We start from the raw sequence: 19944 nt of genomic DNA, 5'->3' as shown, positions 1-19944 counted from the left end.
ATGCCCAGTCTGCTGCCTGAATGACCGCTGCCATCATGATCATGCACCACCGTCTTCAGGATCGGCCGGAATGCCACCCGGAAGATAGGGACCGAGGATTTCCTTCATCACCATCGGGCTCTGGCTGGCCTGGATCTGCACCACCGATTCAATGATCAGCTGTTTGGTGTTTTTCAAACGATCAACCTTAAGGGCCAGTTTGTCGGCAACCGGAAGCGCGATCAGGTTGGCCAGAACAGCGCCATAGAACGTGGTCAGCATGGCAATCGCCATGGCCGGGCCGATGGCATCCGGGTCTGAGAGGTTGGCCAGCATCTGCACCAGACCAACCAGTGTCCCGATCATGCCGAATGCCGGGGCTGTATCACCGATACCGCGGAACATCAGTTCGCCAAGCTCGTCATTCTGGATGGATTTTTCCACCTCGCTTGAGATCGAGCTGCGGATCACCTCGCCGCTATGACCATCGACGCACATGCGGATGCCGCGTGCCATGATTTCATTTTCGACTTCAACGCTTTCAAGTCCCAGAAGGCCGTTCTTGCGGACGATGCCGGCAAGTTCGATTGCCTTTTCATAGATCGAAAGCGGGTCTTCCTTGGGGTTCTTGAACGCAATGCCGATGCCGATCTTGAGCGACTTGACGACATCACGCATCGGGAATTTGATCAGGGTGGCGGCGGCTGTTCCGCCAAACACCACCATGACGGATGGAAGGTCGACAAAGGAATCAAGGCTGCCACCCATCAAGATGGCGCCAAAAATAACGCCCATCCCGGCGATAATTCCAATAAGTGTCGCTATATCCATGTCGGTTTTAAAATCCGGCCTTAAAACAAGTTCGTCAAACGCATCGTTACCAAGCGGGGCAGGCGACACGTGGTGGGTCGTACACTAATCAGTGGTCTGACAGACACACAGATGAAAACCGTCTGCTTGAAAGGCTGCCAGATGGAAATGAAACGCGGACTACACTCCTGAAATTGGGACTGTGTTACTGGTTTTCCATATGCTTGCAGCAACTTCTTGCCGACAATGACCAAATGCCGCCGATAATCATCGCCGTTCGGCGATGAAGTTACTGCCTTGGTTTAGAAAGGCATATACTTATGGCGTTAAATGTTTGTTGCCAGACTTTCGAACAGCACTCAACCCCGCCCTAAGAATAAGTGAGTTCTATTCCTGTGGCGGGGCTCTTTGGTTTTACACCAAGGAAACAGTCCCAAACAGAACCGGAATTCTGACATTTTCTGATGTTTGCAAGGACTTGCCGGTAAAACTTGCCGAAAAATCTGGCTCAAACTAGCCCAGTTCGAACGACGAAATCCCGAAGGTCATATCAAGATCAAGTTTTGGCACCGGCCCCTTATACATGCGGGCCGTCTCGAACTCCGGCACCATGCCATGGGCCGTGGCCAGATCAATTGCGGCCTGATTGGGCTCAGGCACATCGAGATAGACCTTGCCACCCTGATCATCCCGGCTTTGCAAAAGGGCCGCAAACAGGGTTTTTGCATCCGTGGCATCGGGGGCAAATAGCGGTCCGATCTTGTGACCTTCAAGGCACGGACGGATCACGCCATATGCGCGAAGCCCCAGCGGGCCTTTCAAGGCAAGGGCTTTGTGTTTGTCGTTGCCAATCCAGCCACGCAGGAACTCAATCCGGCTTTCCGCGAACAGGTTACAGGTCTGCTCGAATGCATCAACAATGGCAATGTCATCGACCGCAAGTGTGAACAGATCATCTGGAGTTTCGCCACTGGCCGTGATCACGCCACCAAAACGAATGTTGCGATGGGCAAACTCAAAACCCGATTTGCGGTAATTGTCCTGTTGATCGACAACGCCATCAAGCCCGATGGTTTTCGGAACGCTACCGTCAAGCACCGCCTGCCACAGGCGATAGCCAAGACCCGACCCGCGACGATCCGGGCGGCAGATGTAAAACCCGACAAAGCCAAAGTCCGAGCTGTACTGGACTGCTGAAATCACCGCCGCCAGTCCCTGTTTGTCAAACGCGCCCCAGAACCCTTCCGGGTCGGTGTTGAAAAATACCTCTGCATCGGCAAGGCCGGGGTTCCAGCCCTCTTTGGCAGCCCATTCAACGGCAAGGGGAAACTCGAATGATTTCAGACGGCGGATTTTGTCAGGCATCGCTTTGTTCAGACTTCCAATAAACAGATCAAGGTCGCACTTGCCACCACTGACAGGGCAAACGCATGTGCCAAACATCTATCACGCACCGCTAAAATCAATGATAATTTTTATTGAGAATGCCTATCATTGTTATTATTACAGACAAACACATCTTGTCCGCCCCCTTTATCCGAGAGCCCCATGTCCACATCGCTTCTGACGGCCAAAACGCGTATCGCACTTCCAGACAGTGCGACCCTGATCAAACAGGCCGCCGCGTTCTATCGCGAACATGATTGCGACGTCACAGGGGATGGGGATCAAACACGGATATCGGTTTCCATCGGCCATATTCAGCTCAGCAGCACGGAAACCGCGCTTGAGGTCGAAGTCGGTGCAGAAACCGAGGTCGATGTCATCCAGATGAAGTCGGCGATTATTTCCATCCTGCAGGGGGCGGCACCCGGTGCTGATCTTGATTGCCGCTGGACGGGGGCGGGCAAAAGCAACGGCAAACTGCCTAATTTCTGCGAGCTGACAGTGGGCGAGATCACCGACCTTTCACCGCATATGCGACGCTTGCGCCTTCATGCCAGCGATCTTGATGCCTATGACACGGGCAGTATCCATGTCCGGCTTCTGATCCCGCCGCGTGGGCAGCAAAATCCGCAATGGCCGACCCTTGCCGACAATGGCATGCCCGTCTGGCCCAGTGGTGAAAACACCATCGAACAACGCGTCTATACGATCCGGGCAATCGATGCCAAGGCCGGCTGGATCGATGTCGACTTTGTCATGCATGGCGATAATGGCCCCGGCTCGGCCTTTGCCATGCATGCAAGCCCCGGGGATGTCGTGGCGATGACCGGCCCCTTGGGATCCGCACTGCCCGAGGCCGACTGGGTTCTGTTGGCCGGTGATGAAACCGCCTTGCCGGCGATTGGGCGCTATCTGGCCGAAATGCCGGACCATGTAACCGGCCACGCGATTATTGAAGTCGCAAACAGATCAGACGTTATCACGGTACCCACCGACAGTCAGATAAAGGTTCAATGGCTGTTTCGCGATGATCAACACCCTGTTGCGCGCAGCCTGATTCAGGATGCTGTTCGATCCGTGGAAATTCCTGATGCGCATGATCGCGTCTATTGCTGGGCCGGGGTCGAACAGGCTGATTACAAGCCGATCCACACTTATTGGCGCAAGGATTGTGGCCTTGATCGTGATCGCTGTGTTGCAATGACATTCTGGCGCAAGGCCGGGCGTTAAATCCCGGCTCACCGCGAATACCTGTTGAAGGCAACTGCGTGTTCGGAAACTGTCAGGCTTCAGCCTGCTGGCCAACGCGTTTGCGTTGCGGGCCAAACAGGCATGTCAGAATAAGAATCACACCTGACACCGTCGCGATCATGCCCGCGGCACTGACCGCATAAGGCGATCCGAACCAACCCGGACCATACCCCGCCAAAACATAACCCAGAATGGCCGAGATGGTGGCAAATACGACCGACCAGCCGACTTGGCGGGCCAACTGATTGGTCATCAGGCGCGCACTCGCTGGCGGGCAGACAAACATCGCAATCACGATAATTGACCCGACCGCATCAAAGGCCGCGACGGCGGCAACCGCCGTTGCCACCACCAGCGCAAAGCCAAGGAGCCGGGTGCGAATACCAATCGCCCCTGCAAAGGCGGCATCGAAGGTCGAGATTTTCAGTTCTTTCCAGAACAGGAAAATAAACAGGACAATCCCAACCAGAACAACCGCCAAACGCGGTAATTGCGGTGGCAGGGTCGCAAGGGCAGCCGGATCCAAAAGCGATCCCCAGCCTTCGGCATCAAACCAGATCAGGCTTTCGAGATTGCCGAGCAACGCGTGCTGCACATCGATGTGCACAGAACTGGTATCGGTAATTTCGAGGAACAAAACACCAGCGGCAAAGAGCGTGGTGAAAACCAGTCCCATCGCCGCCCCCGGTTCAACCCGTCCAAGGCGCTTGACGATTTCGATCATCACCACGGCAATGATTGCAGCCGCCCCTGCGCCCAGCATCATCGGAACGGCGGTGATGGTGCCGGTCACCAGAAAGGCCGCCACAATACCGGGCAGGACAACGTGACTGATCGCATCACCAATCAGGGCCTGACGGCGGAGCAAAAGGAAATTACCCGGAAGCGCACAGGCAATGGCGGCCAGCGTGCCAATCACAATCGGTGTAAGGCTCAGCTGCACAAACTCCGCGCCAAGGGCTGTGATCAGATCATCGATCATGCCTTTGCTCCCTGGCTGGCTTGCGCGTTCTGGATCATGCGATCAATCTCGGCGATCTGGTCTGGCGTCATCATCCGTTCAATCGGGGTCAGCCCGTCATAGCGTTCAATGGCGGAATCATCGGGCAGCATCCGGCGCGCCATCGCCCAGCGGGCCTCGTCATGGGCAGCCTTTTCTGCGGCAATCCGACCGCGTGCGGTGGCAACGCCGTCTGCGCGGATCATCCCGGCACGGCGCAGGATACGAATGGTCAGCCCGTCATAAATTGGTTCTCGGCGTGCGAGCGACAGCAAGCCTTGCCGGCGATGCACCCGGCGCTGAAACCGCTGATGCCGCAACGCCGATGCCAGTCCGCCACGTAACGGCGAAAACAGAGCAGAGATCATAAAGAACCCGAAGGCCACCAGAACAATGATCGGTCCGGTCGGAAGCGCTGCGTGCGCGGCCGATAATACCGCCCCGACATAACCCGAAAGACCGCCAATGACGGCGGCAATCCCGATCATCTTGCCGACCTGATTGGTCCAAAAGCGCGCCGCCACCGGCGGAATAATCAAAAGCGCGACAATCAGGATAAGGCCGACGATCTTAAGCCCGATCACCGTAACAATCAGGGCAAGCCCCATCATGGCCAAGTCGATATTGCGGACATTAACCCCAGTGGTCGCGGCATATTCCGGATCAAATGCCACCAGCGTCATCGGACGCCGAAGCAGGAAAACAAAGCCTGCCGCCATGGCCCCGGCAACGGCGATGGTGGTGGCCTCTGAAATCAGCATCCCGGCGGTGGAACCCAGCAGGAAGTTTTCAAGCCCGGCCTGACGGCCTGATGACATGGTCTGGATCACGGTCAACAGAACGATGCCAAAGCCGAAAAATACCGACAGCACGGCACCGATGGCGGCATCTTCGGTCAGGCGTGTTTTGCGGGTGATCCATTCGACCATCAAAAGCCCGATGGCCGATGAAATCGCCGATCCCAGAATAAGCCCAGGTAACCAGCGCCCGTCACTGCCAAACGCCACCATGATGATAAAAGCAAGCCCGACACCGGGCAGGGTGGCGTGGCTGATTGCATCGGAAACCAAGGCCCGCTTGCGCAGGAAAATAAACGCACCGGCACTGCCAGCCGAAAGGCCAAGCAAACCCGCACCAATGGCAACAAGCGCGCTGTTGTAACCAGCCTGCAGGAAAAGGGCGCTTATGAAATAATCACCAAATCCCATGTGCGTTACGCCAGATGCAATTCATCGATGTGGGTGGCGGCAAGTCGCCCGCCATAGGTTTCCTGAAGGTTCTCGGCGGTGAACGTCGTCTCGACCGGACCTTCGGCAATGCGCCGGACATTGATCAGCAGAACCCGGTCAAAATATTCGGCCACGGTCGAAAGATCATGATGCACGCAAACCACTGTGCGGCCTTCGGATTTAAGTTCCTTCAGCACTGAAACAATTGCGCGCTCAGTCGCGGCATCGACCCCGGCAAATGGCTCATCAAGCAAATAGAACTCGGCATTCTGCGCCAAGGCGCGCGCCAGGAAAACGCGCTGCTGCTGTCCGCCGGAAAGCTGCCCGATCTGGCGATCTGCAAAATCGGCCATGCCAACCCGTTTCAGGCACTCCATCGCCTGTTCCCGATGGCGCGCCCGCCACAGGCGAAACAGCCCGACCGATCCATAAAGTCCCATCAGGACAACGTCGATGACGCGTGCTGGAAAATCCCAATCGACACTGGCGCGCTGCGGTACATAGGCCACACGGTCACGGGCATCTTCAAACAGCTTGCCGAAAATGCGCACTTCGCCTGAAAGACACGGCACCACACCAAGTGCACCTTTGAGGAAGGTCGACTTGCCGGCACCATTCGGGCCGATGATCGCGGTCATGGAGCCCGCCGGGATCGATGCATCAACGGAAAACACAGCCGGCTTATTGCCATAAGATACCGTAAGGCCGCGCACGGTCAGCGGTGCGTCCTTGGATGCGACGTCCAGTATCTTGCCTGATTCTGCAACCAGTTTGGCGCTGCTCATGGTGTGTATCCTGCGTCGTTTTGCGTCATGCCATCCGGATTAATATGTGAAGCGGTTATGATCCGGCCGCAAGCTTACCCTGAAAACCGTCTTCGGGGGCATCGCCGCCAAGGGCACGGGTGATCAATGTCGCATTGTGATCAATCATGCCGATATAGGTGCCTTCATATGTGCCCGGATCACCCATCGCATCGGAATAAAGCGTACCACCAATGGTAACGTCCTGACCACGGGCAGAAGCCCCTTCGATCAGGGCACGCACATTGCGTTCCGGGACGGAGCTTTCGACAAAGACGGCTGATATCTTGCGCTCGACAATGGTGTCGACCAGTTCCTCTACCCGACGAAGGCCGGCTTCAGACTCTGTTGAGATGCCCTGAATGCCCAGCACATCGAAATCATAGCCACGTCCGAAATAGCTAAACGCATCATGGGCGGTCAACAGCACGCGGCTTTGCTTTGGCACGGTGGCGGTGACGGATGTCATGTAGTCGACCAGTTTTTCGATCTCGGCCACATGGGCATCGGCATTGGCATTATAGGTGGCCTCACCATCGGGATCGGTCGCAATCAGGGCGTCACGCACCGCGTAAACGACGGTTTCCCAGAGCTTCGGATCCATCCAGACATGCGGATCAAACCGGCCTTCATAGTCCGCATGGCTCAGAAGCTTTTCGCGTGCCACGGCTTCGCCAACCGCAACCACGTTGCGCCGTTTGCCAAGATCAAGGAAGAACTCTTCAAGCTGTGCCTCCAGATAAAGGCCATGCCACAAAACAAGATCGGCACGCGCCAGCGCGGCAATATCGCTTCGCGTCTGACGATAGGAATGCGGATCCACACCCGGGCCCATGAGTGCTGTGACCTCCGCCCGATCGCCTGCGACCTGACGCGCGGCATCGGCAATCATCGATGTGGTCGCAACGACATTCAGCGGCTTCGCATTGGCAACACCCGCGGCAACAAACAGCGCAATGGCAAGTGCGGCAAGGTAACGAGCAAAAGGTTGGGCAAAGGGGAAAAACGGCATCAGGGCATCCGAAAGCTAATTGGAATTACTCTGGTAAATGTCCCCTATTTATGTGCGGACTTTTAAAGTTAGTCAAGGCTAAATTGCTATTTGCCAACTTACTTGTTATGAAGGTTTCAGGAGTCTGGATTGGAGAATTCAATGGGCGAAGACACCCAGCTTAACCCGCGTCATAACAAGGCCGAAGTTTTTGCGCGCCTGCGCGACGCGCATGCCCGCGAAGTGACCGAAGACTACGTGGAAATGATCGGCGATCTGATCGCCGAAGAAGGCGAGGCACGCTCTGTCGCCCTTGCCGAGCGCTTCGGCGTAACGGCGGCCACGGTGAATAACACCATCAAACGTCTGGAGCGGGACGGCTATGTCACCTCACGCCCCTACCGCTCGATCTTCCTGACAGAAAAAGGCGAAACCCTCGCCAAAAAGTGTCGCGAACGCCACCAGATCGTCTATAACTTCCTCGTCTCTATTGGGGTCGATCCCAAGGTCGCTGAGTTCGATGCCGAAGGTATCGAGCATCATGTGAGTGAGGAGACTTTGCGGGTGTTTGACTCTCGATTGAAGTAAATAAGCTAATCGTGAATTTTTGTTGCTCCTCCAGTTAAGCCTCAAACATGGTTAGGTTTTTTTGTCCCCAAGCTGATAACATCAGGATTGGCCAAAGCTCGCCTTCAAGGTTTGCGCCTCGCTGATGGTCTTCGAAGCATTTCTCGATTTCAGGCATGTTGAGCCGACTTTGAAGTGCTTCAGGCATCTCTTCAATCTGCTCTGTGGCCCAAGACCTCAAGTTGTCACGCAACCAATCTCTAATTGGTGGATCAAAACCTTGTTTCGGGCGATCAACTAGTTCGGCGGGTACATGGTCATAAAGGATGTCGCGCAGCAGAGCCTTCAATCGACCATCTTGGCCTTCGTTCCACGATTGCGGTAATGACCAGCAGAGTTTCGCAAGATCACGGTTTAGGAACGGGGTGCGTGTCTCAAGCGAGGTGCTCATTGATGCACGATCGACCTTTACCATCAGGTCTTCGGGCAGGTAGCAAAGGCTATCGGCGACCATAAGGCTGTTAGCAATGGGCAAAGTCAAAACTGCTTCTGGCGATAGCGGCCAGATGTCGTCAATCACCATAGTGTCATTAAGATACGCAGGGTTGATCGGAACTCCATGGCGCCAGAAACTGCTGTGATGATGATTATAGACCGACAGTGTTTCTGCGCTGTCGCGTAGCATTTTTGTGTAGCTTCGCCGGGCTTTGACGCTTGGTTTGCCGCGCAGCAGACCCAATGCGTTGTCTATCTGCCTCCAAGGGAAGAAGCTCTTCCGTGAACCTCGCCTGGAACCCTTTCGGGTGTCCCAGCCTGACTTAACAATCGCGTAACGGCCATAGCCAAAGGAAAATTCATCGCCACCGTCGCCGGACAGGGCGACTGTCACATGCTCTCGTGTCTTTCGGCAAAGTAGCAGGGTCGGAATTTGTGATGGATCAGCGAATGGTTCGTCCCAGACCTGTGCAAGTTGTGGAACCATTTTTGCCGCTTCCTCCGCAGATCCACGAACCTCGTGATGGTCGGTTCCCAGATGATCAGCAACCTTTCGGGCATGATCTGCTTCATTGTAGCGCGGATCATCAAATCGTATTGTGTAGCTTCCCACTCGGCCTTGTGAAGCCTTCGAAGCCAATGCGGTTATCAGGGATGAATCGATCCCGCCCGAAAGAAAGCATCCAAGCGGTGTATCAGCAATCAAACGCCTTTTGGTGAGTGTTCCGAGCATCTCGGATAATTGAGCTTTGGCGTCTGCTCGTGAGCCTTGGAAAGGGTTTTCGTAAGCAGTAAGAGCTTCGTGTTCACCATCCCAGTACTGGTGGTGAACGGGTTCATTTCCGGTTTCAACTGACCAGCGAACAAATTCTCCAGCCCGGAGTTTGCGGACGTGCTTCCAGATTGTCCTTGGCGCGGGGATATATCGGTGACGCAGGAAGCTTGCGAGCGCGCCGTCATCGATCTCCCCATTCGGTACACCGAGTGATGGCAGTGCCTTGATTTCCGACGCGAACGCGACCGCACCATCAAACGCAGCGTAATATAACGGCTTCTCGCCAAAAGGATCGCGCGCAAGCGTGAGTGACTTCTGCTTTTTGTCCCAAAGGGCAAATGCGAACATGCCATCAAGTATTGATAGTGTTTTGTCTAATCCCCAATGAGCAATAGCTGCGACAAGCGTTTCGGTGTCAGAGTGCCCGCGCCAATCATGATGTGCTGGGTTTTCAGTTTCGAGGATGCGCCTCAGGTCCATATGGTTGTAGATTTCACCATTGAAGGCGATTACATAACGCCCGCAACCGGACTGCATTGGTTGGCGCCCAGCTTCGCTAAGATCCTGAATGGCAAGTCGTCGAAAAGCCAATCCGATATGACCATCAGCATCAGTCCAGAAACCTTTGTCGTCTGGTCCGCGATGTATGATCGTCTGTCCGGCAGCTTGCAACTGCCCTACAAGCTGGCTCTGATCCATCGCTGTGTTGGCCTTATATAGGCCTGCAAAACCACACATAGTTTCCCGCTATCCCAAGCCTTCGGTCAGGTTTTTGTTGGTTCGGCCCGCTTGTGCCGCCGAATTCGGCGGGCTATAACACTTGCCGTTCGTGCCCGGCCAGATGGCGGGCTCTACCCTTGGCTAATAGTCAGAAAGGTATCCATGCGCAAGGTGATTTACACCGTGATTGTCGGTGGTTATGACGACGTTCGTTCCTTGCCACCCTTCCCTGGCTGGGACTTTGTGCTGCTGACTGACAAGAAGCCATCTCTCTGGAAACGGCTCCTGCGTCGCTCTCGGTGGCAAGTTCGTCTCTTCGATAATCCAGGCCTTGACCTGACGCGGTACTCCCGTTTGCCAAAGCTAAAGCCACACCTCTTTTTTCCAGACTATGACTATTCGGTTTATATAGATGGAAATGCAAGATTTGAACGAGACCCGAGTGAACTTCTTGAAGCTTTGGGGTGGCCGAGCTTTGCCGTTTCCGAGCATCCTTTCCGAAGTAACCTCTATGACGAATTCAGCGAATGTTCTCGTATGGGATATGATGCACCAGATGTTTTCGAAAGGCAGGAGGAAAAGTACCGTGCTGAGGGGCTCTCTGATCCTGCGCCACTCTACGAAAACAACCTGATATTACGTCGGCACAATGAGGCTAAGGTCATGGAGCTAGGTGATCTTTGGTTCGATGAGCTTGGAAAGGAAAGCAAACGTGATCAGCTCTCACTGCCGTATGTTTGCTGGTGCAAAGGGTTTTCTCCCTCTGCGTTTCCACAAAGTATGAAGCGACAGTACTTTCGCACCCGGTCGCACCACCGATCATTTTGGACGCGTATCGGTAAATCAATGCGCAAGCGATTTCAGCGCATGCGACAACCGAGGTATCTAAGCTTTGAGAAATAGAAATGCAGAGTTTGGCGGAGAGGGTGGGATTCGAACCCACGGTACTATTGCTAGTACAACGGTTTTCGAGACCGCCCCGTTCGACCACTCCGGCACCTCTCCGCATGTGTGGTCTTGGCGTTCGAGGCGGTGTTTACCGGGATGAGCGCCAGATTGCAAGAGGGAAATCTCAAATTTCACCGAACTCTTTTGCCTGGGCTTTTGGGGCGCGATGTTTGAACCGGTTTGCAAGTCTGGCAAGCTCGCTCAAATCTGCGGCTTTGGCATGCGATCCCGGGCGGCGTAAAAGGTCACTCTGTGGTTGACTCTTTGGGGCAAAAGCGGTAATTCACCCGTTCTTCGCAGCGGTTCGGTATCTGTTAGCAGCGGCACCGAGCTGCGCGTTTGTGTTTCCAGAATGTTTTTCAGGAACTTTTAGATGTACGCAATCATCAAAACTGGCGGCAAACAGTATAAAGTTGCTGCCAACGACGTTATCAAAGTCGAAAAGATCGCTGCCCAGGCCGGTGACACCGTGAAACTTGAAGAAGTTCTCATGGTTGCTGGCGACGGTGCGCCGAAGGTTGGTGCTCCGTTGGTCAAAGGTGCTTCTGTTACCGCAGAAGTTCTCGAGCAGGCCAAGGGCGACAAGGTGATCGTTTTCAAGAAAAAGCGCCGGCATAACTACCGTCGTAAAAATGGTCATCGCCAGAACCTGACTGTTCTGCGCATCAAGGACATCAAAGCCTGATTTATCAGGTTGAGATGCAGTTTTAGGAGAGTTTCATGGCTCATAAGAAAGCTGGTGGTAGTTCGCGCAACGGTCGTGACTCCGAAGGTCGCCGTCTCGGCGTTAAAAAATTCGGTGGTCAGGCAGTTGTTGCAGGCAACATTCTCGTTCGTCAGCGTGGCACCAAGTTCCATGCCGGTGACAATGTTGGCCTCGCCAAAGACCACACCCTGTTTGCGACTGTGAACGGTTCTGTCCAGTTCAAGTCGGGCTTCAAGGGTCGTACCTACGTAACCGTCGTTCCGGCCGAGGCGTAAGCCTCCCGTCGGCTGCGCGATACGTAGCAAGATTTTCGAGGGAGGAATGAGCAATCATTCCTCCCTTGTTTTATGTGATATAGAATTTCGGACCCCGTCGCTGCGCGTCCCTCGCGCACCGGGGAGCCAATATAAAGTGATAAACGGGTGCGCCCGAAGGACCGGTTATGAAGTTTCTCGATGAAGCCAAGATTTATGTGCGCAGTGGCCGCGGCGGTGCCGGTTCGGTCAGCTTCCGCCGTGAAAAATATATCGAGTATGGCGGGCCGGACGGCGGCGATGGCGGCCGGGGTGGCGATATCATCCTCGAGGCGGTCGAGAACCTCAACACTCTGATCGATTTCCGTTATCAGCAGCACTTCAAGGCCGAAGTCGGCATGCATGGCATGGGCCGGCAGCGTACTGGCCGTTCCGGCAAATCCATCACGATCAAGGTCCCGGTCGGAACACAGGTTCTCGCCGAAGATCGCGAAACCCTGATTGTCGATATGATCGAACCGGGCCAGACCTATCTGCTGTGCCGGGGGGGCGATGGCGGCCGCGGTAACACGCATTTCAAATCCTCCACCAACCAGGCACCGCGTCGTGCCGAAGAAGGCTGGCCGGCAGAGGAAATGTGGGTGTGGCTGCGCCTGAAGCTGATCGCCGATGCCGGTCTTGTTGGTCTGCCCAATGCCGGCAAGTCAACCTTCCTTGCCGCATCCTCGCATGCGCGTCCGAAAATCGCCGATTATCCCTTCACCACCCTGCATCCGCAGCTGGGCGTGGTGAATGTCGATGATCATGAATTTGTTCTGGCCGATATTCCCGGCCTGATCGAAGGCGCATCCGAAGGCAAGGGCATCGGTACCCGTTTCCTTGGCCATATCGAACGCTGCGAAGTTCTGGTCCACCTGATTGATTGCGCCGAAGAAGATCCGGTCGCAACCTACAAGACGGTGCGTGAAGAGCTTGAAGGCTACGCCGAAGAACTCGTCGAAAAGCCCGAAATCGTCGTCCTGTCCAAGGCTGATCAGCTCCTGCCCGAAATGGTCGAGGAGCAGCGCCAGATCCTTGAAAAGGGTATTGGCAAAAAGGTCTATATCGTATCCGGCGTGACCCAGCAGGGCTTGAAGGAAATCCATCGCGAAATCCGCGCCTATATTGATGGGGAGCGTGAACGCCGTGCGAGGGAAGGCCGCGAAGAAGAGGGCTTCCAGCCGTGACAAGCAATGCCCTGGCGGATGCAAAGCGCCTGATCATCAAGGTGGGTTCGGCCCTGCTGGTTGATGAAAATACCGGCAAGCTGCGTCGTGCCTGGCTTGAAGCATTGGCTGATGACATCGCCCTTCTGCGTGAACGCGGGGTCGAGGTGATTGTGGTCTCCAGCGGCGCAATCGCACTTGGCCGTCGTTTGCTTGGCCTTGATCACCGTACGATCAGTCTGGCCGACAAGCAGGCCGCCGCCGCCACCGGACAAATCAGCCTGTCACAGGTCTGGCAGGAGGCGCTTGGTCGCAATGGCCTGACCATGGCACAGGTATTGGTGACACTTGAGGACATGGAAGGCCGTCGTCGCTACCTGAATGCCCGTGGGACGCTCAATGCCCTGCTTGGCCATGGCGCCATTCCGCTGATCAACGAAAATGATACCGTCGCGACCGAGGAAATCCGCTTTGGCGATAATGATCGTCTGGGTGCCAAGGTCGCGCACATGATTTCGGCCGATACTTTGGTTCTGCTCTCTGACATCGATGGTCTTTATACCGCCGATCCGCGCAAGAACCCGGATGCCGAACTGATCCCCGAGGTCCGCGAACTGACGCCAGAGATTTTTAGTATGGCCGGTGTTGCGCCGACTATGTACAGCTCCGGCGGGATGGTGACCAAACTTCAGGCTGCTGAAATCGCCATGAAGGCCGGCTGCCGCATGATCATTGCGCGCGGCACCATCTATCATCCGCTGAAAGCCCAGCTTGAAGGCGCCCCCAATACCGTCTTCCTGCCGAGTGAAAGTCCTTTGGCCGCACGTCGTCACTGGATTGCGACCTCGCTCAAGGCGTCAGGAGCCATCATTGTCGATGCCGGGGCGGCCAAGGCCCTGGCGGCCGGCAAGAACCTTCTGGCGGCGGGAATAACTGGCGTCGATGGCCGGTTCAAGCATGGGGATGCTGTGCGGGTGCTGGGGCCTGACGGGATGCAGATCGCGCGCGGCATCACATCCTATGGCGCGGAGGAAACCCGGCTTCTGATGGGCCATGCATCGGCCGATATCGAAGCAACCCTTGGCTTTACGCGCGGCAACGCCATCATTCATTCCGATGATCTGGTGCTGGTCGAGGGCTAGGCGCAAACCCTGCACAATTCCAGCAGACCCAAAGGGGACGTTCGCGTCCCTTTTTTGCATCTGCGAACCGAGCATAAAAAAGGCTGGCCTCCGGAATACAGAGGACAGCCTTTTTTGCGGTGGCACTATGGTCCGGATATGTGGACTTAAGCAGCCTGATCGGCAAGAGCGCGAGCCATCTGGCTCAGTGCTTCCTGATGCTTCTCGTGCTTGATGCTTGCGAAGTTACGCGCAAGTTCCAGGCACATACGCTGACGCGCATTGAGCTCGGTTTCCTGATTGCCTTCCAGGCCTTCATAGAAATAGCTTACCGGAACGCCCAGGACCTGGGAGATCTCATAAAGGCGACCAGCAGAGATGCGGTTAATGCCGCGCTCGTATTTGTGAGCCTGCTGATAGGTAACGCCAATCAGATCCGCCATTTGCTGCTGGGAAAGACCCAGCATGATGCGACGTTCGCGGATGCGCTGACCAACATAACGGTCAGTGTCTGTGGCGCGGTTTGCGCGTTTCGGTTCTTCGTTTTGAGCATTCTCAGTCATTTTATAATCCGTTATCAACCGCCAGTTATTATTCCCCACTTCGGATGCTGTCGGGTTCGTTGTTTTTCCCGATATGTCACACCCATCGCGGCACCTTTCAGGCACTGCGATTTTGATGACCTGTACCTGAACATTGGTCAGATAATCATTACAGCTTTCCGCCAGAAGCTAGCTATATAGGTCAATCGAGCTGTCTTTGTCTAGTGCAGAAGGCGAAAAAAAGACGTTCGTTTCTACGCTGTCTGGTTTGTGATGAAGCGCATAGCTGGCATGCGCAGACTGAATGACCGGCGGTTGCAAAAGGTTTTCCTGAGGTAGGATCTGACCCAGAAGCTGGGTCCAGAATGCTGCACTGCCCACAAGATCATGGGGTTGCAGCCACGCGCCACCACCCTGCGCAATTTTTTCAACAGGTGAAAATTGCGTCAGTTGCTCGATCCCGATCCCGGCAGGACCATCGGTTCCACTGCTCGCAGTTTCGGTCCTGCGGGCCGGGAGCATGGAAATCGGTGTGATCGCGGTCATGTGTTTTTCGGTTTATTGGGTCATTGTTGCCTGTGTATTTCGGGACTCCGTGGGTTTTGGTGCGTGGTCATGGCATTCACCCGGCAAAAATTGCCGCCTTTCGGCGGTGCCGGGCGTTCTAAAAGTGTTAACGAAAAATTTATGCAGGATTGGTGCCGGACGGCTTGGCCGTTCGGCGGGGCATTGTTTGCCGCCCGATCTCATGCGGGCATGAAAAAAGGCGAAGTGCGCTATGGCAGCTTCGCCTTTTTGATCTCGGTGCCGGGGATGCGGGCCGGGGGCCTTATTTGCCGGATTTGCCACCGGCAAGATTGTTAAGCTGCGCCTGCATGGCTTCAAGCTGGCTTTTCAGCTCATCAAGCGACGCGTCGGATTTCGCAGCACCGGGGGCTGTCGGCTTTTTCAGGCCTTCGCCGGTCGGCTCACCGTTTTCATCCTGCATGAAGGGCGAGAACATTTTCATCGTCTGTTCAAACAGCGCGATGTTCTGTTTGTTCATTTCCTCGAACTGGCCAAACGGGAACATGCCCTGCATGGTGCCCTGCATATATTCGCGCATCTGTTCCTGATTATGGCCAAAGGCGCGCATTGCCTGTTCAAGGTAGCTCGGCACCAGCCCCTGAAGGCTGTCTCCATAAAAACCGATCAATTGGCGCAGGAAGCTGATCGGCAGAAGGTTCTGCCCCTTGTTTTCTTCCTCGACAATAATCTGGGTAAGGACCGGACGGGTGATGTCTTCACCCGATTTCGCGTCATAGACAACAAAGTCGGTATTGTCTTTGACCATCTGCGAAAGGTGATCAAGCGTCACATAGGAACTGGTCGCCGTGTTATAGAGGCGGCGGTTCGCATATTTCTTGATAACGATGCGGTCCTGATCATCTGATTTCTTGTTGGTCATGGCGTCTTTCCTGCTTCCCTGTTTCCCGGACGTATGTCTGGCGAACCTTCTGGTGGTGTCGTTCCACCTGCTTTGCGCCCCGGCAATTCACATTGTTGCGTTTACGATGTTGCGCAGCATTTTCGATTTTGCATTCGCTCAGAAGACTGTGAGAGTGCCGCGAATTTTCCAATGTGTCCAGTATTCAACGCGAAGTGCAGTGCGAAAAACAACTTTGAATAAGGTTTGCTGCAGCACAGCACGGGAATTCGTTTTCTCATGCACGCCAACATTCTATAGTGTTCTCCAGCAGATATGCTTTGCATCAAGCAGTAATGAAGGTATCGCCGATGGCCAAGCGGACAAACGGCACGAACCAATCCGAAGAAACAGGTGCGGGGTTTTCGGACCCCGATGACGAACGGCTTGACCAACTTGCCCGGCAGTTTCTTGAACTCTGGCGCCAACAGGTCGCCGCTACCGCCGACGGCGCCCATGCTGCCAGTGCCATCGGGCGCCTTTATGCATCCCTTGGTGCCGATACCACCCGCATGGGCGAAGGCTTTGAAGCCTGGGGCAAGCTGATTGGTCAAATGGCGATGGGCCAACATCCTGCATCCGGTGTTGGAAATCCAATCAACAACCCGATGGGCGATGCCATGGCAGCCGCCAATCCGTTGCAGGCAATGATGGATCAGATGGCCAAGGCCGCACGCGAACTGCCGGCATCCCCGTTCGCGGGCATGCCGTTTGCGTCCGATATGTCGGCGATGGCCGGTATGGCCGGGATGACGCCCAAACCAGACAATGCAAAAGCCGAACCGGATGTCGCGGATGCTGCTGGACAGACATCCGATAAAGACAGCGCACAAACATCCGCTACCAATGAAGCCAACAAGACTTCCAAAACAAAACGTGCTGCAAAAAATGCTACAAAGGGGCAGGGGAAGAATGATCAGTCCGCCAAAACAAAAACCGCTTCCGCCAAAACGCGAAAATCAGAGGCGGGCGGGGCCAAGACCGCTTCCGATGCATCTGGCAGTCGAGATGACGAGCTGGCTCAGCTCGCGCGCCGCATTGCCGATCTTTCTGAAACAATTGCTGCCCTGGAAGCCGGAACTGAAGGATCAGGCGGAAAGTCTTCTGGCTGAGCTCGAAGCCTATCACCCTGATGATGTCGCACAGGCGCTTGATCGTGTCGCCTTTGATCGCCATGCCGGGTTCCATGACGGGGTGCGCGCCTATCAACGCCATCCCTATCGCCGCCCACGCGATCAGGACCGCAAAGATATCCCGACCGTCTGGGAAGAGGGATCGACGCGGGTGTATGACTATGGCGTGACTTCTGACAACAAGGCGGCGAAAACCGGCGAAGTTGTCCTGCTTGTGCCGTCGCTGGTCAATCGTGGCTATATCCTTGATCTCAATGAAAAGCGAAGCTTTGCGCGCTATCTCGCCAAATGCGGCTATCGCCCGCTTCTGGTCGAGTGGGGCTATCCCGGCATGGATGAGGCCAACTTTGGCCTTGATGATTATGTCGCTGGCCGTCTGGTCACCATTCTTCAGGATGTCGCCGATATCAATGGCGGGCCGGTGCCGGTGGTGGGCTATTGCATGGGCGGGGTTGTTGCCCTTGCGGCGACACTTCTCGATCCGGCACAGGTGTCAAAGCTTGTTCTGCTGGCAACCCCGTGGGACTTCATGGCCGCCGGTCCGACCCAGTCACGCATTGCTGCGGCCTTTGCGCCCTCGCTGCCGCAAATGCTGGCGATCCATGACACGCTTCCGGTCGATGTGCTGCAAAGCCTGTTTGCCAGCCTCGATCCCTTCATGATGGGCGAAAAGTTCCGGCGTTTTCAGGCCATGGCAATGGATTCAACCAAGGCACAGGATTTTGTCGCCCTCGAAGACTGGCTGAATGACGGCGTTCCGCTTCCGCGCCGGGTCGCGGTTGATTGCCTGATTGGCTGGTATGTTGAAAACCGCCCGGCCAAAGGCCAGTGGCAGATTGACGGCATCGATATCAACCCGGCGGACTTGTCCTGTCCGGTGCTGGCTGTGATCCCGGAAAATGACCGCATCGTCCCACCCGAAAGCGCGCAGGCGCTTTTTGATGCCTGCCCCGAAGATCTCCGCACTGAACTTCATCCCTCTGCCGGGCATATCGGCATGATGGTCGGATCACGTGCGGAAAAATCCACCTGGAAGCCGGTGGTTGATTGGCTTGCAGGCTAACCCGAAAGCCCGCTTTTAATCGGGGCTTTCGGTTGCAAGTTGGGCGCGCTCTGGCGCCCAGCGCAGGGTCAGGCGCGCCAGAAGGGCGATGATGATCAGGGTCAGGATCACACGTCCGACAAACAACACCCGGGTGATCCGAGTTAAGTGCAAGTCGGTCAATGTAGGTTCACCGCGCAAAGGATAAATTGTCAGTTTGTATTTCTATTCTTGGGTGTGGATGCTGATTTAACTTTATGGGGGCTACATTGATATTGGTTATTCGTCATTGTTTGGCGTGTATGCAAATGCTAATCGAACAAGCTTTGACTATCAAATTTGCCTGAGTGGGCGCATTTTTTATCTAGCGAAGAAAGTGCAAATTTGTTTACACAAGTGGATGTTAAAAAAATGTATTTTTCTGTATCGCTTGCAAAGTGAATTGTTTTCTCTGCGCATGCACTAATTTGGGCAGGGAGCGAAAATTATGAAGGTAACTATAAAGGAAAAGCTGTGAACGGGAAAATCCTTGTAACTGGTGCAGATGGCTTCATTGGTTCCCATCTCGTGGAGGAGCTTGTTCGTCAAGGTCGCGAAGTTAAAGCTCTTGTCCTATACAATTCGTTTGATAGTTGGGGATGGCTGGATCAGGCGCCACAGGAAATTAAGGATGCAATCGAAGTCGTTTCTGGCGACGTTCGTGATCCGATCTGCGTAAGAAATGCGATGACAGGTTGTGGTGCCGTCATGCATTTGGCGGCCTTGATTGCAATTCCATATTCCTACGTTGCTCCACATTCCTATGTTGACGTGAACGTTGTGGGAACGCTTAACGTCGTCCAGGCGGCTCGAGACTTGGGTGTCGAGAAGATTATGCATACTTCAACCAGTGAAGTGTACGGAACAGCCCAGTTTGTCCCAATTACAGAAGAGCACCCACTGGTTGGGCAATCGCCATATTCAGCGAGCAAAATTGGCGCGGACCAAATTGCCATGTCTTATTGGCGCTCGTTCGAAGTTCCGGTGGCTATTGCCCGACCATTCAATACATACGGCCCCCGTCAATCCGCACGTGCGGTAATTCCGACAGTAATTACACAGATCGCTGGTGGCAAAAAAACAATTGAGCTTGGCGCGCTCAGTCCAACCAGGGACTTCAACTTTGTGAAAGATACCGTTCAAGGAATGATTGCTATTCTTGACGGGAAAGCATCTGTCGGCAAAGTTATCAATATCGGTAGTGGCTATGAAATTTCGGTGGGTGATATGGTTGAGCTGGTTGCCGAAATCATGAATGCAGAAGTGGAAATTATTTCCAAGAATGAACGTATTCGTCCGGAAGCGAGTGAAGTAGAGCGTCTGCTTGCGGATGCCTCAGTAGCCAAATCGTTATTGGATTGGGAGCCCAGAATTGGTGGTCGGGAAGGTTTGAAACAGGGACTTGCCGAGACAATTACGTGGTTTTCATCGCCCGAAAATCTCGCACAGTATCGCATTGGTCAATACACAATTTAACGAGGAG

Annotated in this window: 22 protein-coding genes and 1 tRNA gene; 11 read left to right on the top strand and 12 right to left on the bottom strand. The window is 54.8% G+C overall.

All coding sequences use genetic code 11. From position 1 onward, the window contains the following. Positions 1–39 precede the first annotated feature (39 nt). Positions 40–879: a motility protein A gene (locus IT893_RS15950; protein WP_252723979.1), complete on the bottom strand. Its 840-nt coding sequence runs from the start codon at positions 877–879 to the stop codon at positions 40–42. A 423-nt stretch (positions 880–1302) separates the two neighbouring features. Next, on the bottom strand, positions 1303–2154 hold the full coding sequence (locus IT893_RS15945) for a GNAT family N-acetyltransferase (RefSeq protein WP_252723978.1): 852 nt from the start codon (positions 2152–2154) through the stop codon (positions 1303–1305). A 183-nt stretch (positions 2155–2337) separates the two neighbouring features. On the opposite strand from IT893_RS15945, the gene IT893_RS15940 reads away from it, so the two are divergent. Further along, positions 2338–3405: a siderophore-interacting protein gene (locus tag IT893_RS15940; protein WP_197145914.1), complete on the top strand. Its 1068-nt coding sequence runs from the start codon at positions 2338–2340 to the stop codon at positions 3403–3405. Positions 3406–3457: 52 nt separating this feature from the next. Here IT893_RS15940 and IT893_RS15935 read toward each other — a convergent pair whose 3' ends face one another. The 4 genes from IT893_RS15935 to IT893_RS15920 are packed head-to-tail and all read right to left on the bottom strand — an operon-like array spanning position 3458 to position 7470. Continuing rightward, entirely contained in the window at positions 3458–4408 is a 951-nt protein-coding gene (locus IT893_RS15935; RefSeq protein WP_197145912.1) for a metal ABC transporter permease, read from the bottom strand. Further along, positions 4405–5634: a metal ABC transporter permease gene (locus IT893_RS15930; protein WP_197145910.1), complete on the bottom strand. Its 1230-nt coding sequence runs from the start codon at positions 5632–5634 to the stop codon at positions 4405–4407. The genes IT893_RS15935 and IT893_RS15930 overlap by 4 nt, the downstream gene beginning before the upstream one ends. A 5-nt stretch (positions 5635–5639) precedes the next feature. After that, positions 5640–6440 (bottom strand): metal ABC transporter ATP-binding protein, encoded by an 801-nt coding sequence (locus tag IT893_RS15925; RefSeq protein WP_252723977.1) that lies wholly within the window; start codon positions 6438–6440, stop codon positions 5640–5642. 55 nt (positions 6441–6495) lie between these two features. Continuing rightward, positions 6496–7470 carry a metal ABC transporter solute-binding protein, Zn/Mn family gene (locus IT893_RS15920; protein ID WP_197145908.1) on the bottom strand — a complete coding sequence of 325 codons (975 nt, stop codon included), beginning with the start codon at positions 7468–7470 and terminating at the stop codon, positions 6496–6498. A 141-nt stretch (positions 7471–7611) separates the two neighbouring features. On the opposite strand from IT893_RS15920, the gene mntR reads away from it, so the two are divergent. Continuing rightward, positions 7612–8037, top strand: a complete 426-nt coding sequence (gene mntR / locus IT893_RS15915) for a manganese-binding transcriptional regulator MntR (protein WP_197145900.1) — start codon at positions 7612–7614, stop codon at positions 8035–8037. Positions 8038–8071: 34 nt separating this feature from the next. Here the strand turns inward: mntR and asnB are convergent, their stop codons facing one another. Next, on the bottom strand, positions 8072–10024 hold the full coding sequence (gene asnB / locus IT893_RS15910) for an asparagine synthase (glutamine-hydrolyzing) (protein ID WP_064779765.1): 1953 nt from the start codon (positions 10022–10024) through the stop codon (positions 8072–8074). Between the two features lie 144 nt (positions 10025–10168). Here asnB and IT893_RS15905 point away from each other — a divergent pair, with 144 nt between their 5' ends. Then, positions 10169–10909, top strand: a complete 741-nt coding sequence (locus IT893_RS15905) for a glycosyltransferase domain-containing protein (RefSeq protein ID WP_197145898.1) — start codon at positions 10169–10171, stop codon at positions 10907–10909. 12 nt (positions 10910–10921) lie between these two features. On the opposite strand, the gene IT893_RS15900 is transcribed toward IT893_RS15905, so the two are convergent. Then, a tRNA-Ser gene (locus tag IT893_RS15900) sits at positions 10922–11011 on the bottom strand. Between the two features lie 316 nt (positions 11012–11327). Between IT893_RS15900 and rplU the strand changes: the two genes are divergently transcribed. The 4 genes from rplU (at position 11328) to proB (ending at position 14261) form a co-directional block, all read left to right on the top strand. Further along, positions 11328–11639 (top strand): 50S ribosomal protein L21, encoded by a 312-nt coding sequence (rplU, locus tag IT893_RS15895; protein ID WP_008889408.1) that lies wholly within the window; start codon positions 11328–11330, stop codon positions 11637–11639. A 35-nt stretch (positions 11640–11674) separates the two neighbouring features. Continuing rightward, positions 11675–11935, top strand: coding sequence for a 50S ribosomal protein L27 (gene rpmA / locus IT893_RS15890; protein WP_008889409.1), 261 nt, complete (start codon positions 11675–11677; stop codon positions 11933–11935). Positions 11936–12102: 167 nt separating this feature from the next. Beyond that, positions 12103–13140 carry a GTPase ObgE gene (gene obgE, locus IT893_RS15885; protein WP_197145896.1) on the top strand — a complete coding sequence of 346 codons (1038 nt, stop codon included), beginning with the start codon at positions 12103–12105 and terminating at the stop codon, positions 13138–13140. Further along, a complete protein-coding gene (proB, locus tag IT893_RS15880; protein ID WP_197145894.1) occupies positions 13137–14261 on the top strand; it encodes a glutamate 5-kinase in 1125 nt (374 codons plus the stop codon). Before obgE ends, proB begins: the two co-directional genes overlap by 4 nt. A gap of 146 nt (positions 14262–14407) precedes the next feature. On the opposite strand, the gene IT893_RS15875 is transcribed toward proB, so the two are convergent. Further along, positions 14408–14803, bottom strand: coding sequence for a helix-turn-helix domain-containing protein (locus tag IT893_RS15875; RefSeq protein WP_062956477.1), 396 nt, complete (start codon positions 14801–14803; stop codon positions 14408–14410). Positions 14804–14971: 168 nt separating this feature from the next. Then, on the bottom strand, positions 14972–15328 hold the full coding sequence (locus IT893_RS15870; RefSeq protein WP_008889413.1) for a hypothetical protein: 357 nt from the start codon (positions 15326–15328) through the stop codon (positions 14972–14974). Positions 15329–15397: 69 nt separating this feature from the next. On the opposite strand from IT893_RS15870, the gene IT893_RS15865 reads away from it, so the two are divergent. After that, the gene (locus IT893_RS15865; protein ID WP_197145892.1) at positions 15398–15646 is read left to right on the top strand and encodes a hypothetical protein; all 249 of its coding nucleotides are present in this window, start codon (positions 15398–15400) and stop codon (positions 15644–15646) included. Here IT893_RS15865 and phaR read toward each other — a convergent pair. Further along, entirely contained in the window at positions 15612–16229 is a 618-nt protein-coding gene (phaR, locus tag IT893_RS15860; RefSeq protein WP_197145890.1) for a polyhydroxyalkanoate synthesis repressor PhaR, read from the bottom strand. The genes IT893_RS15865 and phaR overlap by 35 nt on opposite strands. A 329-nt stretch (positions 16230–16558) precedes the next feature. Between phaR and IT893_RS15855 the strand changes: the two genes are divergently transcribed. Both IT893_RS15855 and IT893_RS15850 read left to right on the top strand, forming a co-directional pair. After that, positions 16559–17359: a hypothetical protein gene (locus tag IT893_RS15855; RefSeq protein WP_197145888.1), complete on the top strand. Its 801-nt coding sequence runs from the start codon at positions 16559–16561 to the stop codon at positions 17357–17359. After that, positions 17256–18443: an alpha/beta fold hydrolase gene (locus IT893_RS15850; protein ID WP_252723976.1), complete on the top strand. Its 1188-nt coding sequence runs from the start codon at positions 17256–17258 to the stop codon at positions 18441–18443. Before IT893_RS15855 ends, IT893_RS15850 begins: the two co-directional genes overlap by 104 nt. Before the next feature lie 15 nt (positions 18444–18458). On the opposite strand, the gene IT893_RS15845 is transcribed toward IT893_RS15850, so the two are convergent. Further along, positions 18459–18605 (bottom strand): hypothetical protein, encoded by a 147-nt coding sequence (locus IT893_RS15845; protein WP_157097693.1) that lies wholly within the window; start codon positions 18603–18605, stop codon positions 18459–18461. Between the two features lie 330 nt (positions 18606–18935). On the opposite strand from IT893_RS15845, the gene IT893_RS15840 reads away from it, so the two are divergent. Beyond that, positions 18936–19937: an NAD-dependent 4,6-dehydratase LegB gene (locus tag IT893_RS15840; protein ID WP_064779759.1), complete on the top strand. Its 1002-nt coding sequence runs from the start codon at positions 18936–18938 to the stop codon at positions 19935–19937. Positions 19938–19944: the final 7 nt, after the last annotated feature.

The sequence above is a fragment of the Thalassospira sp. A40-3 genome (genome assembly GCF_015871485.1).
Lineage (GTDB): Bacteria > Pseudomonadota > Alphaproteobacteria > Rhodospirillales > Thalassospiraceae > Thalassospira > Thalassospira tepidiphila.
Note: the sequence above shows the minus strand (reverse complement) of the source record. Positions and strands in the feature narration are given on the sequence as shown.